General features: G+C 63.8%; 15 protein-coding genes. 4 read left to right on the forward strand and 11 right to left on the reverse strand.

Translation table 11 applies throughout. The features are described from left to right. Window positions 1–15: 15 nt before the first annotated feature. The 3 genes from BLW00_RS22035 to BLW00_RS22045 form a co-directional block, all read right to left on the reverse strand. Window positions 16–927: a carbohydrate ABC transporter permease gene (locus BLW00_RS22035; RefSeq protein ID WP_092558352.1), complete on the reverse strand. Its 912-nt coding sequence runs from the start codon at window positions 925–927 to the stop codon at window positions 16–18. A 74-nt stretch (window positions 928–1001) separates the two neighbouring features. Next, window positions 1002–2336, reverse strand: a complete 1335-nt coding sequence (locus BLW00_RS22040) for an ABC transporter substrate-binding protein (protein ID WP_175494550.1) — start codon at window positions 2334–2336, stop codon at window positions 1002–1004. A gap of 88 nt (window positions 2337–2424) precedes the next feature. Next, window positions 2425–3558: a Gfo/Idh/MocA family protein gene (locus tag BLW00_RS22045; protein ID WP_092558356.1), complete on the reverse strand. Its 1134-nt coding sequence runs from the start codon at window positions 3556–3558 to the stop codon at window positions 2425–2427. A 155-nt stretch (window positions 3559–3713) separates the two neighbouring features. Here BLW00_RS22045 and BLW00_RS22050 point away from each other — a divergent pair, with 155 nt between their 5' ends. Next, window positions 3714–4991, forward strand: a complete 1278-nt coding sequence (locus BLW00_RS22050) for an ROK family transcriptional regulator (RefSeq protein ID WP_092558358.1) — start codon at window positions 3714–3716, stop codon at window positions 4989–4991. A gap of 83 nt (window positions 4992–5074) precedes the next feature. On the opposite strand, the gene BLW00_RS22055 is transcribed toward BLW00_RS22050, so the two are convergent. After that, entirely contained in the window at window positions 5075–5620 is a 546-nt protein-coding gene (locus BLW00_RS22055; RefSeq protein ID WP_092558360.1) for an MFS transporter, read from the reverse strand. 153 nt (window positions 5621–5773) lie between these two features. Here BLW00_RS22055 and BLW00_RS22060 point away from each other — a divergent pair, with 153 nt between their 5' ends. Beyond that, entirely contained in the window at window positions 5774–6355 is a 582-nt protein-coding gene (locus tag BLW00_RS22060; RefSeq protein WP_245741741.1) for a TlpA family protein disulfide reductase, read from the forward strand. A 25-nt stretch (window positions 6356–6380) separates the two neighbouring features. On the opposite strand, the gene BLW00_RS22065 is transcribed toward BLW00_RS22060, so the two are convergent. Both BLW00_RS22065 and BLW00_RS22070 read right to left on the reverse strand, forming a co-directional pair. Beyond that, on the reverse strand, window positions 6381–7061 hold the full coding sequence (locus BLW00_RS22065; RefSeq protein ID WP_245741742.1) for a DUF4166 domain-containing protein: 681 nt from the start codon (window positions 7059–7061) through the stop codon (window positions 6381–6383). Further along, entirely contained in the window at window positions 7058–7636 is a 579-nt protein-coding gene (locus tag BLW00_RS22070) for an SRPBCC family protein (RefSeq protein ID WP_245741743.1), read from the reverse strand. The genes BLW00_RS22065 and BLW00_RS22070 overlap by 4 nt, the downstream gene beginning before the upstream one ends. A gap of 191 nt (window positions 7637–7827) precedes the next feature. Between BLW00_RS22070 and BLW00_RS22075 the strand changes: the two genes are divergently transcribed. Both BLW00_RS22075 and BLW00_RS22080 read left to right on the forward strand, forming a co-directional pair. Then, window positions 7828–8022, forward strand: coding sequence for a hypothetical protein (locus BLW00_RS22075; protein ID WP_092558362.1), 195 nt, complete (start codon window positions 7828–7830; stop codon window positions 8020–8022). A gap of 4 nt (window positions 8023–8026) precedes the next feature. Beyond that, window positions 8027–8701 carry a hypothetical protein gene (locus tag BLW00_RS22080; protein WP_092558364.1) on the forward strand — a complete coding sequence of 225 codons (675 nt, stop codon included), beginning with the start codon at window positions 8027–8029 and terminating at the stop codon, window positions 8699–8701. 235 nt (window positions 8702–8936) lie between these two features. Here the strand turns inward: BLW00_RS22080 and BLW00_RS22085 are convergent, their stop codons facing one another. From BLW00_RS22085 to BLW00_RS22105, 5 genes are all read right to left on the reverse strand, one after another. Next, window positions 8937–9605: a DUF6766 family protein gene (locus BLW00_RS22085; RefSeq protein ID WP_092558366.1), complete on the reverse strand. Its 669-nt coding sequence runs from the start codon at window positions 9603–9605 to the stop codon at window positions 8937–8939. A gap of 89 nt (window positions 9606–9694) precedes the next feature. Continuing rightward, a complete protein-coding gene (locus BLW00_RS22090; protein ID WP_139256848.1) occupies window positions 9695–10141 on the reverse strand; it encodes a hypothetical protein in 447 nt (148 codons plus the stop codon). A gap of 691 nt (window positions 10142–10832) precedes the next feature. Further along, window positions 10833–11252 (reverse strand): DUF2269 family protein, encoded by a 420-nt coding sequence (locus BLW00_RS22095; RefSeq protein WP_092558370.1) that lies wholly within the window; start codon window positions 11250–11252, stop codon window positions 10833–10835. A 34-nt stretch (window positions 11253–11286) separates the two neighbouring features. Beyond that, window positions 11287–11979, reverse strand: coding sequence for an ABC transporter ATP-binding protein (locus tag BLW00_RS22100; protein WP_092558372.1), 693 nt, complete (start codon window positions 11977–11979; stop codon window positions 11287–11289). After that, a complete protein-coding gene (locus BLW00_RS22105) occupies window positions 11976–13046 on the reverse strand; it encodes an FtsX-like permease family protein (protein ID WP_092558478.1) in 1071 nt (356 codons plus the stop codon). The genes BLW00_RS22100 and BLW00_RS22105 overlap by 4 nt, the downstream gene beginning before the upstream one ends. Window positions 13047–13161: the final 115 nt, after the last annotated feature.

Raw genomic sequence — 13161 nt, forward strand, 5'->3', positions numbered from 1 at the left:
GTGAATCGAGCCGGGTCATGAGAGCGATCGCAGACGTGTGAGGCGCAGGAAGCCGAAGGACAGCACGCAGGTGATGAGTGCGAGCACGACCGAGTACGCTGCAGCGAGGTTGTAGTCGGGCGTGGCTGACGTGTTGAAGATCAGCATGTTGGGTGTGAACGTGCTGGTGATGCCGTTCGAGAGCGCCCGCAGTACCGTCGGTTCGTTGAACAGCTGGAACGCTCCGATGATCGAGAAGACGGTGCCGAGCACGATCGCGGGGCTGATCAGGGGCACCTTGATGGACCAGGCGATGCGCGTTTCGCTCGCGCCGTCGATCCGTGCCGCCTCGTACACCTCCTGCGGGATGGACTGGAGCGACGAATAGATGATGAGCATGTTGAAACCGGCGACCGTCCAGGTGAGGATGTTGCCGATCGCTAGGAGGACAGCTGAGCCGAGGAAGTCGATTCCCGTGGCCAGCGCAGGGACCGGAGACAGGGTCGGGGCGTAGAAGAACCCCCACATGATGGCTGCGATCACGCTTGGCACCGCGTACGGCGCGAAGAAAGCGAGCCGGAAGAACTTCCGTCCCTTGACCACCGGAGAGTCGAGGAGCAGTGCGAAGAGGGTTGCCAGGCCGATGGTGATGGGCACCTGGATCACGAGCAGCAGCAGCACCCTGCCGAGGCCTGTCCAGAAGACATCGCTGGACAGGGCTGTCGCATACTGCTCCAAGCCTGCGAAGACGACGGACGGCGCCTCATAGGTCGAAGCCCGATAGACCTTGAAGAAGGACTGGACGAAGGCGTACAGCACAGGGGCAACATAGAGAAGGGCGAATAGCACGACGAACGGTGCCGTGAATCCGATGACCGCGAGCAATCGACGGCGGCCGAGGGGCTGGCGTCGCCTGACCACGGCGACGGTGGGTGTGGGTGGATTCATTGTCTCTCTCTACGTCGGATGGGAACAGGCCCGGGGCGGGGAGGTGGAGACGCGCTCCGCCTCCCCGCCTCTTCCTATCCGTTGACTGGGATGGACTGCGCTTTCATCGCACTGATGGTGGCGGACTGGGTCGCCGCGAAGGCGTCGGCGAGTGTCTGCTCTCCGGTCAATGCCGTGCCGATCTCGCTCTGAAGACTGTTGTAGGTCTCGACCATGGTCGGACCCCACTGCCAGCCGGCCGGCACGGTCGGGGCGATCTCCGAGCCGAAGATCTCGAATATCCGCTGTCCGCTGAAGAACTCGGACGGCTCGCTCAGCGACGGCACCTCCTCGAGCGCGTTAGTTGACGGCGGGAAGAGCCCGGCCGCCTCGACATCCAGAGCCAGTGCGTCAGGGTCGGTTGCGACCCAGGTCGCGAACTGCGCGGCCTCGTAGGGATGCTCACTGTCAGCCGAGACGGCGAACGTGACGCCGCCCCAGGTACCGGCGGCAGGCTCACCGGTGAACGACGGCATCGGGGCGAGTGCCCACTTGCCGGACGTGTCCGGTGCGCCGGCACTGATCGACCCGTTCGTCCAGGTGGCGCCGATGACTGTCCACAGCTGTCCACTGGCGAGGGACTGGTTCCACGTGTCCGCCCCGAAAGCGTTCGTCTCGACGAGATCATTGTCGAGGAACTGCTGCCAGTAGTCGGCCACCTGAAGCGACTTCTCGCTGGTCAACGAGACATCCCAGGTGCCGTCCGACTGGTTGAACCACTGCGCGCCGGCCTGGATGGCCATGCCCGCCCACCAGTTCTGACCCGATGACGAGAGGTTCCCGATGTAGCCGCCGGTCGCTCTGATCTTCTGGGCGGCCGCGTAGTATTCGTCCCACGTCGTCGGTACTGCAATGCCCGCTTGCTCGAACAGGTCTTTGCGGTAGTACATCCCCATCGGCGCCGTGTCGACGGCGACGCCGTAGACCGAGTCCTTCTCACCGAAGCTGGTGATGCTTCGGATGCTGTCGGAGAACTGCTCCTGCGCCTCCGGGACGCCGGCGCAGTCGTAGATGTTGCGCAGCCCACCTGCCGAGCGGAAGGTCGGGAGCTGCTCGTACTCGATGGAGAGCACATCGTCAGCGGTTCCTGATTGGATCGCGTTGAGGTAGTTGGTGTAAGTGCCGGATGCTCCTGCTGGGACGCTGGAGTACTGCACCTCGATATCCGGATGCGTGTCGTTCCAGAGGTCGACTACCTTCTCGAAGCCCGGAGCCCACCAAGAGTGCTTGAGGACCACATGGGTGCCGTCGGGAGCGGGGGTGCAGTCGGCTGCGGTATCGCTGGACCCTGGGGCGCAGCCCGCAAGGGCGGCCGACAGTCCTCCGACGAGTACCAGGCTGATGACGACTTTGTGACGCCTGATTGGCATGTTCTTCCTTTTCTCGGTTGCGGGTGAACGGGTGTTTCCCGCCGCACCGCAGTGATCGGCGGCGCGGCGACGCGGAGGATTCGATTGGTCAGTCGGCAGTGACAGGGGCGAATCGAGGCACGGCGACGGGTAGTCCGCCCTGCATCGCCGAGTCATGGGCTGCAATCCCGACGCTCGTCCAGTTCGCTGAGGTGACGGCGTCGATCGCCGAGGGACGGCCCTCGCGTGCGCTGGTGACGAACTCATGGACGAGGTGTGGATGCGAGCCGCCGTGTCCAGACCCCTGAATGAAGGACAGGTGCGCATTCGATTCGTCGTACACGCCGTGTCGAGTGAATGATCGAATGGCTTCGGGAAGCCGCTCGGCGAAATCGGGCACAGTGACGCGTTCGGCCTGCTCCCCCTGGAAGACCACCGGGTTGTCGCCTGCGATCTGCTCCCATTCGAAGGATCCCAGAGATCCGTACACGTCGAAGCTCTCGACATATTCGCGGGCGGTCTCGAAGAGGGAACGAGTGACCTCGGCCGCCACGTCCGAGTCGGCGATACCGATGAGGGCCGTCTCGACCGCGAACGGCGACCCATAGCGTTCTGCCAGCTGGGGATCGATGGAACCAGAACCTCGGCAGACCACGACTTCAGCGAGTCTGCCGGCGAGCGTGAGGAGCGGCCCTACCGCGTGAGTGGCGTAGTGCATGGGCGGGAGGCCTTCCCAGTACCCGGGCCAGCCGGCCATCTCCTGCTGGTGCGCACCGCGGAGGAACTGGATACGACCGAGCTTTCCCGCTGCGACGAGCTGCTGCACGAAGAGGAACTCACGCGTGTAGACGGCGGTCTCCATCATCATGTACGTCCGACCGCTCGCTCGCGCGGCATCGACTACACGCTGACAGTCCTCGATCGAGGTAGCCATCGGCACCGTGCAGGCGACATGTTTGCCCGCCTCCAGTGCAGCGATAGCTTGCTCGGCATGCAGCGGAATCGGGGTGTTGATGTGAACTGCGTCGATGTCCCGATCGACGAGCAGATCCTCGAAGTCGGCATAGCGGGTCTCGATCCCGAACTCGTCGCCCACGGAATTCAGCCGCACCCGGTCGCGCTGGCAGATCGCCGCGAGGGCGGCATCGGGATGCGCCTGATAGATCGGGATGAACTCGGCGCCGAACCCGAGGCCGACGAGGGCAACTTTCAGCGGGACCTTTGTGCTGATGGGCTGCGACATTGCTTCGTCCTCGCTTCGGCCTTGAAGATGGTGACCGGCGGGGCGCCCATCACGATGTTTATGAGGTTAGATCGGACGCATTGGTTGTTCAACGACAGAATAAAGAACATTTATGTCGTAATTCTGGCATGATGTGAGAGGTGGAGAGAAAATTCATGAATCTGCCGGCCACCGAACTCAGCGAGCTGCCACTACGCTTGGAGCAACCCGACTTCCCGGCCCGCCCCGACCACGCTGTCCTCCTGAGCGCCACGGCCCGCATGGTCGCGGACGGCTCGGCCGTCACCAAAGCCGATATCACTCGCACCCTCGACATAGCGCGATCCACCGCGAACGTCGTCGTCGACGATCTCCTCGAGCGCGGGCTGATCGAGCGAGCGGGCAACTCGGAGGCCTCGGGCCGGGGGCGGCCGGGCGAACGGCTCGTCATCGCGCCATCGTTCGGCACGGTCCTCGTGGCCGATATCGGCAACCGATCGACACGCGTCTGCGTGAGCGATCTGAGCCAGCAGGTGCGGGCAGCCCGCTCACTCGACATCGGGTTTGAGGACGCTCCCGACCAAGTCCTTGCCGCCGTGATAGCAGCTCTCGACGACGCGCTCGATTCGTCCGACTGTGACCCCGCTCTGGTCAGGTGTGTGGCGGTCGGGCTGCCCGCCTCGATCGACATCAGATCCCTGCCGCCGGTCATCCGGCGGCCCACCAACTCCCTCTGGGACGGGTTCCCCGTCACCCACCACCTGAGTCGCCACTTCGAGTGCCCGGTCATCCTCGAGAACGATGCCAACCTCCGTGCCATCGCTGAATCCCGCATCCTTCCGGCCCATCAGCTTCCACTGATCTACATCAAGATGGGCACCGGAGTGGGGGGCGGGATCATCGGCCGCGAAGGCCGCCTCCAACGCGGCGCAGACGGCGCTGCGGGCGAGATCGGCCACATCCAGGTGCACAGCGCACTCGAGATTCGCTGCAGCTGCGGCAAATACGGTTGCCTCCAGGCCATTGCGTCAGAAAGCGCACTCCTCGAGCGGATACGATCCAGGACCGGCGAGAACCCCTCCGCGACGACGGAGTCGAACCTGACAGAACGACTCAGATCAGGGGATCTCGTCACGGCAGAGGTCATGCACGAATCGGCGCTCGCCATCGGCGAGGTGGTGGCCGCACTGGTTCAATTTCACAACCCAGCAAGGGTCGTGCTGGGAGGCGCACTCATTGAGGCGAACGAAGAGACGCTGGCAGTGGTGCGAAGCATCGTCTACCGCTCAGCACACCCCCTCGCGACCCGCAATCTCTATCTCGGCCAATCCCTGCTCGGACGAGACGGCGCTCTGATCGGCGGCGTGATATCAGCCATCGAACACGCCCTGTCCCCGGACAGGATTTCATCAGCCCGGCCAGGTGAATCCAAGATCACCTTCACCGAGGGATAGACACCGCTGTCTCTCACCGACGACGGATTCCACGGATGTGACTTCGCGAATTCCAGCGCCCCGGGTCTTGCGATCCGTCCCGGTCATCGCCGCACCGATCGCTGACCGGCATCCTCCAAGGAGGCCGGCCGGCACGCGATGGCCCCACTGACGAGCAGCACGGTGAGACTGACGAAGACCACGGTGTAAGAGCTCCCCCAGCCCTCCTCCGCGTCGCGGAGCACCCCGATGAGCACTGGCCCGATGCAGGCGATTGCATATCCGATGCCCTGCATCGCACCGGAGAGCATGGACGAGCCGGATGTCGATCGCGTACGGGCATTCACGAGGGTGAGACACATCGGGAAGGTGCTCACACCCAGGCCGAGAGCCACGACCCACGCCACCGCACCCGATAAGGGTGCGATGAGAAGTCCCAGATAGCCCACGGCGAGAAGCGCGACGCAGACGATCACGATCACGACCGGATTCCGGAGATGGAGAGTCAGAGGCGGCACGACGAAAGCGGCCGCCAAGCCGAAAATCGAGAACAGTGCGAGCAGCGCGCCTCCGAGGGCCGGGTCGGCCCCGGCGTCAGTCAGGATCGCGGGCAGCCAGGTGATGATGACATAGGTGTTCAATGCAGTCATGGCGCATTGGCCTCGACCCAGCCTTCTTAAGACGTCTAACAAGGCGTGCCAGGCTCCTCCGTATAGAGCCGAACGCCCATTGAGGGATCCCTCAGCGGGCGGATTGGGAACTCGGCACGCAGCTCGGTTCCGAGTGATTGATATGTTGCACTGGTGAGGATCAGAGCCTGGGTCGCGATTGCGCTGTTGATCATCGGGATCTGTCTGACCGCGTGCTCGAACGATGCTTTGGCCGAGCAGTATCGCGATGGGGGTAGTCCTGGCTTCATCGCCGGCGATGGTGCGGTGATCGAGGTCCCGGAGGCTGAACGCGTTGCACCTATCGTGCTCGCCGATGTCGAGGACATGAGTGGGATAGCTGTCGAAATCCCTGCGGCTGACGCGCGTGTGACGGTGGTCAACTTCTGGTATGCGGGGTGCGCGCCGTGTCGCGCAGAAGCTGCCGACTTGATCGATGTCGCCCGCCAAACGGAGGGATCGGGTGCCTCATTTCTGGGCGTCAATGTGCGTGACACAGCGGCAACCGCGCAGTCGTTCATCGATGGCTACCGGGTGCCCTATCCGAATGTGATTGATTCTGACGGCGCAGTTCAGTTTGCGTTTGCGGGGGAAATCGCTCCGAACGCCGTACCTACGACACTTGTGCTGGATCGAGAGGGTCGCGTGTCATCCCGAATCCTCGGTACTGCTGAGCCGAGCATTCTGCTCGCCCTCATCAAGTCGGCGAACGATTGAGAATCGTCGCCGACACGGCCACGCTCTAGAATCGGCGCTCGTGACGGACCGGCTTGAGTCGTGATGGCGCGTCGACGGTCGGCGGGAAGTCGCAGACGAACCATCCTTCGTACCCGAACAGGAAGCCGAGCAGCCGGTTCCGCACCTCGAGTACGACGTGGAACTGTCCACGTTCCTCGTCCCAATTCTCGTGGAGCTCGGCCGAGCCCGAGAAAGCCAAGGGAAATCGGAACCCGAGCGGGCCCTCGTAGAACCGCTGCTCGGTAGAGCGCAGAACGAGCCCGCCGCGCTCATCCACGTCGAGATCGAGGTCCACGGCCAGGTGCTGGTGGGTGCCCAAGTAATCGACGACAACGCCACGGCTCTCATCCAGCACCATGGTGGCGTCGAAACGCGCCGGGCGGCGGTGCACGCGGTATTCGCGCACGAAGGTGACCGTCTCTCGCCCGAACGGGTCGAGGTAGGGGTAGTTCTCGATCGTGAAGGGCACCTGCGCGCCCGTGTCGGCGACCAGGATGTTCCGCAGCCTCCCGATCAGCAGGAAGGGCATCGTCCACCACGGTCCCCGCCGGATGCTGTCCATCGTGCCGCGCCCCACGCACGCGTAACCGGCCTCGAGTGAGACGCCGAAGCGGCGCTGCAACATCGGATGCAGTCGCGCGAAGCGTTCCTCCCCGAGCGCCGTCCGGAAGATCGGCGCGCTCACGTCAACTCTCCAAGAGTCCCCGGGGCGTCGGCCATCGCGCCGGCCCGCGGCGGGCGGATGCGGCACCGTGCAGCGCGCGGCCGCTCTGGACGCCACCAGGCCAGCACGGTCAGAAGTCCCCAGCGTTCTGGCGGCACATCGGTTTCCGCCCAGATCCGCAAGCGATCGAAACTCCATGCCGTCATCCACAGCACCATGGGGCGCAACACAAGATCGGGTAGCCGGCCGAATCCCGGAACATAGTCATACCCAGTGATGAAACGCACCCCGTCCGGCATCGGCACGTACCGCCAATAGCCTCGACCACTGCGAAGCGGCGACAGCCGATCGCCGGTCTCAAATGCGAGAGCGGACGTGCGCGTTCCGTCGGCTCTGCCGCGCTCGCCTAATGAGATGCCCGTGCCGCGGATGCGGTGAAACGGCAGCGACCGCTCGTACCGGAATCGCATTCGTCCGCGAGCATCCGTGTCCATCGGCGTGATCGCGGTGAAGCGCAGATCCCAGCGCGGATGAAGCGAAGGATCTTGAGTGAGCCGCCACACCGTCTCAAGATCGGCCCGGATGAACGTCTCCACATACAACGCTCGCCCGTCGACTCTCACACGCACTCCATCGGGTCATTATCTCCACAACCGCGACTGAAACGAAGACAAGCACACCACCCACTCATCAGACCTCACCAAGCGCTCGCAAACCGACCGCCTAACGAACACCCACCTCGTCTTGGGAGTGGAGGTCCCGAGGGGCTGCAGGCTAGCGTCGACAGATGTATTACAACGACTGGTCGACCATTCCGTATACGGCCTTCATGATCGCTCTCTTCGTGGGAGCCGTGGTGCTGCTAGTTCTCCTGGGCCGCTTGATGGTGACAGCCACCAGGGCGCTTCAAAGCTATCGACGCGTGCAGGAGCTCCGCATCGATCTCCTCATCGCCGACGGAAACGAGGACCCGAAACTCTGACGCCATGATTCTGACCGGCGCCCAGCGCCCTCTGACAACGATAGGCATCGTTCTGCTGCTGCTCGGACTCGCAACGCTCGCGGCCGCGGCCCAGAGCGCAAGCGGCGACGGGCTCGGAATGACGTGCTCCGACGGCTACGGCTGCCACACCGATCACCCCGTACTGTTCACCGTAATGACCTTCGGATATCGCATCTCGATGCCGTTGCTAGTGGCTGGCACCATCTTCCTTGCCGGATCTCAGACTCTCTCCGCGCTCAGAGGGACCGACGCAGACCGAACGGACACAATGAGCACACAAGAACAGACCCGATCAGCCAGTCAACACGTGGTCGCGGCGCGACTGTGGACTCTTGCCGCCATCCTCGTTCTAGGGTCAGCAGCGCTCGGCATATGGTCGGCGTCACCCGCAGGTCAATCCGTCATGCTGGTATCCAGCGTCAACCGCTCATCACCGGAATACATCCTGAATCAGCTGTCATACGTCCTCGTTCCGGCAGGGACTCTCTCAGGCTTCCTCGTCGTCGGCCTCGCACTCGTCGTGACTCGGGCAAAACCATCGGTGCAGCATCCCCGGCACGAGTCGGACAAGCAAGACCGCACCATGTGGGACGGCAAGAGTCATGATCCGTTCAAGCGCCCAGACTCCACGACCCAGCTACCGTTCGATCGCGAGTAGCCACCAAGTCGGTGGCGTAGTCGGCGATGTTCAAACGGGTGATTGACGGTTCTCGCGTCAGTACGTGCCCGCTGAGGGATCGGCTTACGCGCATCCAGCCCGCCGCGAAGCGGCGACAGAACACCGCCATTTAGTGATCAACTCCACAGATCGTCACCCGCGAGATTCCGGGGGGGGCGATAGGCGTTCGCGATCGCGTGGAAAGCGATCGTTTCTGGTGGCCTGCGCTCAGCCGTCAGGTGCCGGTTTCGTGGTGGGGGTCGCCGACCTTCTTGGACTCGCTTGAGCCTCGTTCGCGGAGATAGATGGAGAGTGCGGCCATGCTGCCGACGGCGAGGAACTCAGATTGCCAGTTCTGCAGGGTGCGGTTCCAGAAGTCGGCCGAGGTCACGTAGCCGAGCCAATCGACCGGGGCCTGGAGATTGTTGAGCTGCTCTTCGTTGTAGGCGATTGTTCCGGTCACGGACTGCGCCGCCCAGGAGAGCAAGAAGATGGTTCCCATCACGATCAGTAAGGAATGAGAGAACAGCACCCGCCGCAGCCCGTCGGCGCTGGCCCAGCGCGGCGATCCGGGTTCGGCGAAGCGGCCGACCTTCTGCTCCTGGTCCGACTCCAGTCCTTCTTTGCCGGGCTGTTTCGATTCCGGGGAGCCTCGTTGGATCAGCCAGACCGTGGCAGCGATGTAGAGGAAGAATTGCAGGTATTCTGACTGCCAGTTCTCGGCGACGTCCACGGCAAAGTCCGATGACGTGACGAACCGCCAGTAGCCGACTTCTTTGAGGCCATCGGCGATTTGGGTGTCGTTGTACGCGACGAGGCCAGCGAAAGACTGTCCGAGCAGCGCGGCCACAAAGATGACCAGGAAGAACAAGGTCAGGCTGTTATCGCGGAGGAATCTGCGCACGCGCTCACCGCCCTATCAGACCGATGACGAAGAACGTCACCAGACCGGCGACGATGACGACGAGATACGAGGTGAAGACGGTTCGCATCTCAGCGTCCGTCCAATAGGCAGTCGAAGGGCCCCTCCGCCATAGGTGTGCAACCCGCCGCCCGGATGAGCCAACCGTCGTCGCCGGGGGTGAGGAAGACCGCGGTCTCGCCGGTCTCGACGAATGCAGCGCGACTATAGACCTCGCCAGACGAGGCGGGCGCTTCAGTCTCGATGTTCAGAGCGAGCACGCCCTCCGCGCACCCCGCATCTGTCTCGTTTTCCACGGTCTCACGCGCAGAATCGTTCAGCTGCTGGCACGCGGTCGCGCCGTCCCCATCCGCGATCGCGGTCAGAAACGTCTCGGTGACCCGTTGGGCCGCCGCTCCGTCGGGCGCGAGTGAAGCGCAGCCAGACAGAACAAGTGCCGAGCCGACGAGCGACGTGAGCAGCACCACCCCACGGGCTGACTTGTTCGGCGTAGTCGCGGAGGCGGGGTTAGTGCTCATGGTGCTCGCGACCTTACTCCCCGCTTGAGCGGAGGGCGGATGTCATTTCGACTTGCCAGCGAGCTGCCCCCAGAACGGCGGCCCGCGACCAAGATCGTTAGGGTTACGAAACGACGCCTGCACAGCAACGGACCGCATTGGTGTTGCGGCCACTACCCGAAACCTAAGGGCTTTTCCATCGTCTGGGTGGGTGGACCCGTGTTCGCTAGCGCGCCCACGCTGCCGGGAAGATGGGTACTTAATCCGCTTGCAACGACCAGGAGAACAAGCGTGGTTCCGCCAACGACCCAGAGTCCCTGTGTCGGGTCCGGCTCGAGACTGGAGCCATCTTCTCGATGTGCTTCCCTTGTTGTGTTGCGGTCGAGCGGGGGCGCCTCCGAGGAGACACCCCCGTGGATGTGTGTTGGACCGTTACCGGGCTGCTTTACGCGGTTTGACGAATGCCATGCGTTCGTGCGCCTGGTCTCGCTTGGCTTCTCGTCTCTCTTTGAGAGTGAGCTTCGGTTCCTTTTTCGCATTGCCGCGACGAGGTTCTTTCCCCGACATTTCGATCACGCTTCCCTTCTTGAGCTGGCGTGGTCTGATGACCATAGCCCATTGCCGCAGGGAAAGCACCTTTACGCTGATCAGCAAAAACGCTGTGAGAAGATCTTCGCCCTGATGGCTGACGCGCGGTCGCGAGTTGACGCCGTTAGGGCTTCCACACCATGAGGATGACAACGGCGATGAGGCACAGGGTCGCGATGCCGGAGCTTGCTGCAGCGCGCGCGTATGCCGAGGAGTAAGGCTGTCGGCCGGAGTGCTGGAAGGCGGGCACTGTGACGATGAGGGTGGCCAGTAGCGCGACGGCGTAAAGGATCAGGGACGCGAGTACCCAGGGGGTGGTGATGTTCAGGTTGTACTTGGGGTCGGCCATGCCCATGACACCGAATCCGGTGATCACGATGATCAGCGACAGGTAGCTGAGAAGACGGATGCTTTTCGCTGACCCCATCGCGCGTTGGGTGTCGCCGGTGCGGAGGGAGCGGAGCGCTGCCATCGGCATGATGGCGATGGGGCCGACGATGAACACAGCCGAAACGACGTGCAGGATGCTGAAGAGAGTTTCCATGATGGGGGTTTCCTTACGGCGGTTGGTCGGTCGGTTACGCGGTGGCGACGGTGTCGACGAGTCGGCCGTCGACGAGGTGGACGACTCCGTGCATGCGGGGGAGGTGGACGAGGTCGTGGGTGACGAGGAGGGTTGACGTGTTGAGCTCATCGGTGAGTCGCAGGATCAGGTCGATGATGCTTGCGCCTCGTTCCTGGTCGAGGGCGCTGGTGGGTTCATCGATGAGGAGCACGCTGGGGTCGTTCATCAGGGCGCGGGCAATGTTGATCCGTTGACGCTGACCACCGGAGAGCTGATGCGGTCTCTTATCGCTGTGTGCTGTGAGACGGACAGCGTCCAAGAGCACGTCTGCCCGTGCCAAAGCATCGGCACGGTGGCGGCGACTGTGCTGTGCACCGAGCTCGTTCATGACGGTCAGTTGTTCACGGGCGGTGAGGGAGGGGATCAGGTTGGACTGCTGGAATACGATTCCGATCTTGTTCCGGCGGAGCTCGGTCGCTTCGCCGGGGTTGAGGCGGGTGGCGTCGATGTCGTCGATGAGAACCTGCCCGGCGTCCGGGTGGATCAAGGTCGCGGCGACGGCGAGGAGGCTGGATTTGCCGGACCCGCTGGGCCCGGTGATGCCGGTGACTGTTCCCGGGTGGGCGGTGAGGGAGACGTTGTCGACGGCGGTGACGCGGGTGTCGCCATCGGGGAAGCTGAGGGTGATGTTGTTCAGGCGGATCATCGGTTGCTCCCAAGGGCGGTGAGGGGGTCGGCGGAGGTGACGGAACGGAGCGCGAACGCGGCCCCGGCGAGGCCGAGGACGATCATGATCGCCCCGGGAAGAAGGGTGGTGATCGGGCTGAGCAGGAACGGCAGTGCGGTGCCGGCGAGGGCGCCGAACACGGTCACGAGCCCCAGGCCGATACCGATTCCCAGCAGCAGCACGATCAGTGCCTGACCCAGAGCATCACGGACAAGAGAGCGGGTGCTGGCGCCGAGAGCCTTGAGGACGGCGACGTCGCCCTTGCGTTGCATGGTCCAGACGGTGAAGAACGCGCCGATCACCAGCCCCGAGATGCCGAACAGCATGACGACCATGAGCAGCAGCGACCCGATCTCGGAACGGAACGCGCTGAGTGCCATCAGCGTCCCGAGAGTGGTCTCGGACACGGTGGTGTTCGCGGTGTCGGCGGCATCCCAGTCCGGGCTGCCGGTGACGGCGAGAACGGTGGCGTAGGCGTCGGGGTTGCCGGTCGCGGCGGAGTACGCCTGCCAGTCGTGGAGGGTCATTTCCACGACGGGGGTGTGGCTGTACCACCCGTCACCACCGATCGTTTCGACGGTGTAGGTGGTGCCGGCGATGGTGACGTCATCTCCGGTGGTCACGTCGAGGGCTTTGGCGGCGGGATCGGACAGGCCAAGTCGTCCATCGCCTGTGGGGGCGGTGGCGTCGAAGCCCGGCTCCGCCCCGAACACGGCGATCGCGGCGCGGATGTCGCCTGCTTCCCCGCGGGTCTGGCTGATCCCCACCGGTTCGGCCGCGGTGACGCCGGTGGTGGCCGCCCAGTCGGTTGCTTGCTGTTTTGTGATGGTGGAGTCCGAGAAGCTGGCACCGGTGTCGCCCGCTGTGGGGGCGGAAAAGACAACCCGGTCGCCTGGGAGTGAGAGGACGGCGGAGATGTTCTGGGTGGCGAGACCTCCGGTGAGGCCGCTGAGGAATCCCACGAGGATGGTGATGAGGGCGACGACGGAGCCGATGAGGATGAACCGGCCGCGGGCGAAGCGGAGATCGCGTAACGCGACGAACATGATGTGTGCCTTTCCTGCCACCGATGCGGCGACCACTCCACTCTCGCTCTCCGTCGCCGCCGGGTCATCGGTCGTGCGGACAGCGTTCCGTGCCCGGAGTGTGGAGCCGCGAGTC

It is taken from the genome of Herbiconiux ginsengi (assembly GCF_900107435.1).
Classification (GTDB): domain Bacteria; phylum Actinomycetota; class Actinomycetes; order Actinomycetales; family Microbacteriaceae; genus Herbiconiux; species Herbiconiux ginsengi.

Excerpts from the sequence above, each read along its gene's own strand:
- BLW00_RS22080 (WP_092558364.1), top strand. The coding sequence starts at position 8,027 with ATGATTCTGACCGGCGCCCAGCGCCCTCTGACAACGATAGGCATCGTT.
- BLW00_RS22050 (WP_092558358.1), top strand. The coding sequence starts at position 3,714 with ATGAATCTGCCGGCCACCGAACTCAGCGAGCTGCCACTACGCTTGGAG.
- BLW00_RS22045 (WP_092558356.1), bottom strand. The coding sequence starts at position 3,558 with ATGTCGCAGCCCATCAGCACAAAGGTCCCGCTGAAAGTTGCCCTCGTC.
- BLW00_RS22075 (WP_092558362.1), top strand. The coding sequence starts at position 7,828 with ATGTATTACAACGACTGGTCGACCATTCCGTATACGGCCTTCATGATC.
- BLW00_RS22035 (WP_092558352.1), bottom strand. The coding sequence starts at position 927 with ATGAATCCACCCACACCCACCGTCGCCGTGGTCAGGCGACGCCAGCCC.
- BLW00_RS22055 (WP_092558360.1), bottom strand. The coding sequence starts at position 5,620 with ATGACTGCATTGAACACCTATGTCATCATCACCTGGCTGCCCGCGATC.
- BLW00_RS22090 (WP_139256848.1), bottom strand. The coding sequence starts at position 10,141 with ATGAGCACTAACCCCGCCTCCGCGACTACGCCGAACAAGTCAGCCCGT.
- BLW00_RS22105 (WP_092558478.1), bottom strand. The coding sequence starts at position 13,046 with ATGTTCGTCGCGTTACGCGATCTCCGCTTCGCCCGCGGCCGGTTCATC.
- BLW00_RS22040 (WP_175494550.1), bottom strand. The coding sequence starts at position 2,336 with ATGCCAATCAGGCGTCACAAAGTCGTCATCAGCCTGGTACTCGTCGGA.
- BLW00_RS22100 (WP_092558372.1), bottom strand. The coding sequence starts at position 11,979 with ATGATCCGCCTGAACAACATCACCCTCAGCTTCCCCGATGGCGACACC.
- BLW00_RS22095 (WP_092558370.1), bottom strand. The coding sequence starts at position 11,252 with ATGGAAACTCTCTTCAGCATCCTGCACGTCGTTTCGGCTGTGTTCATC.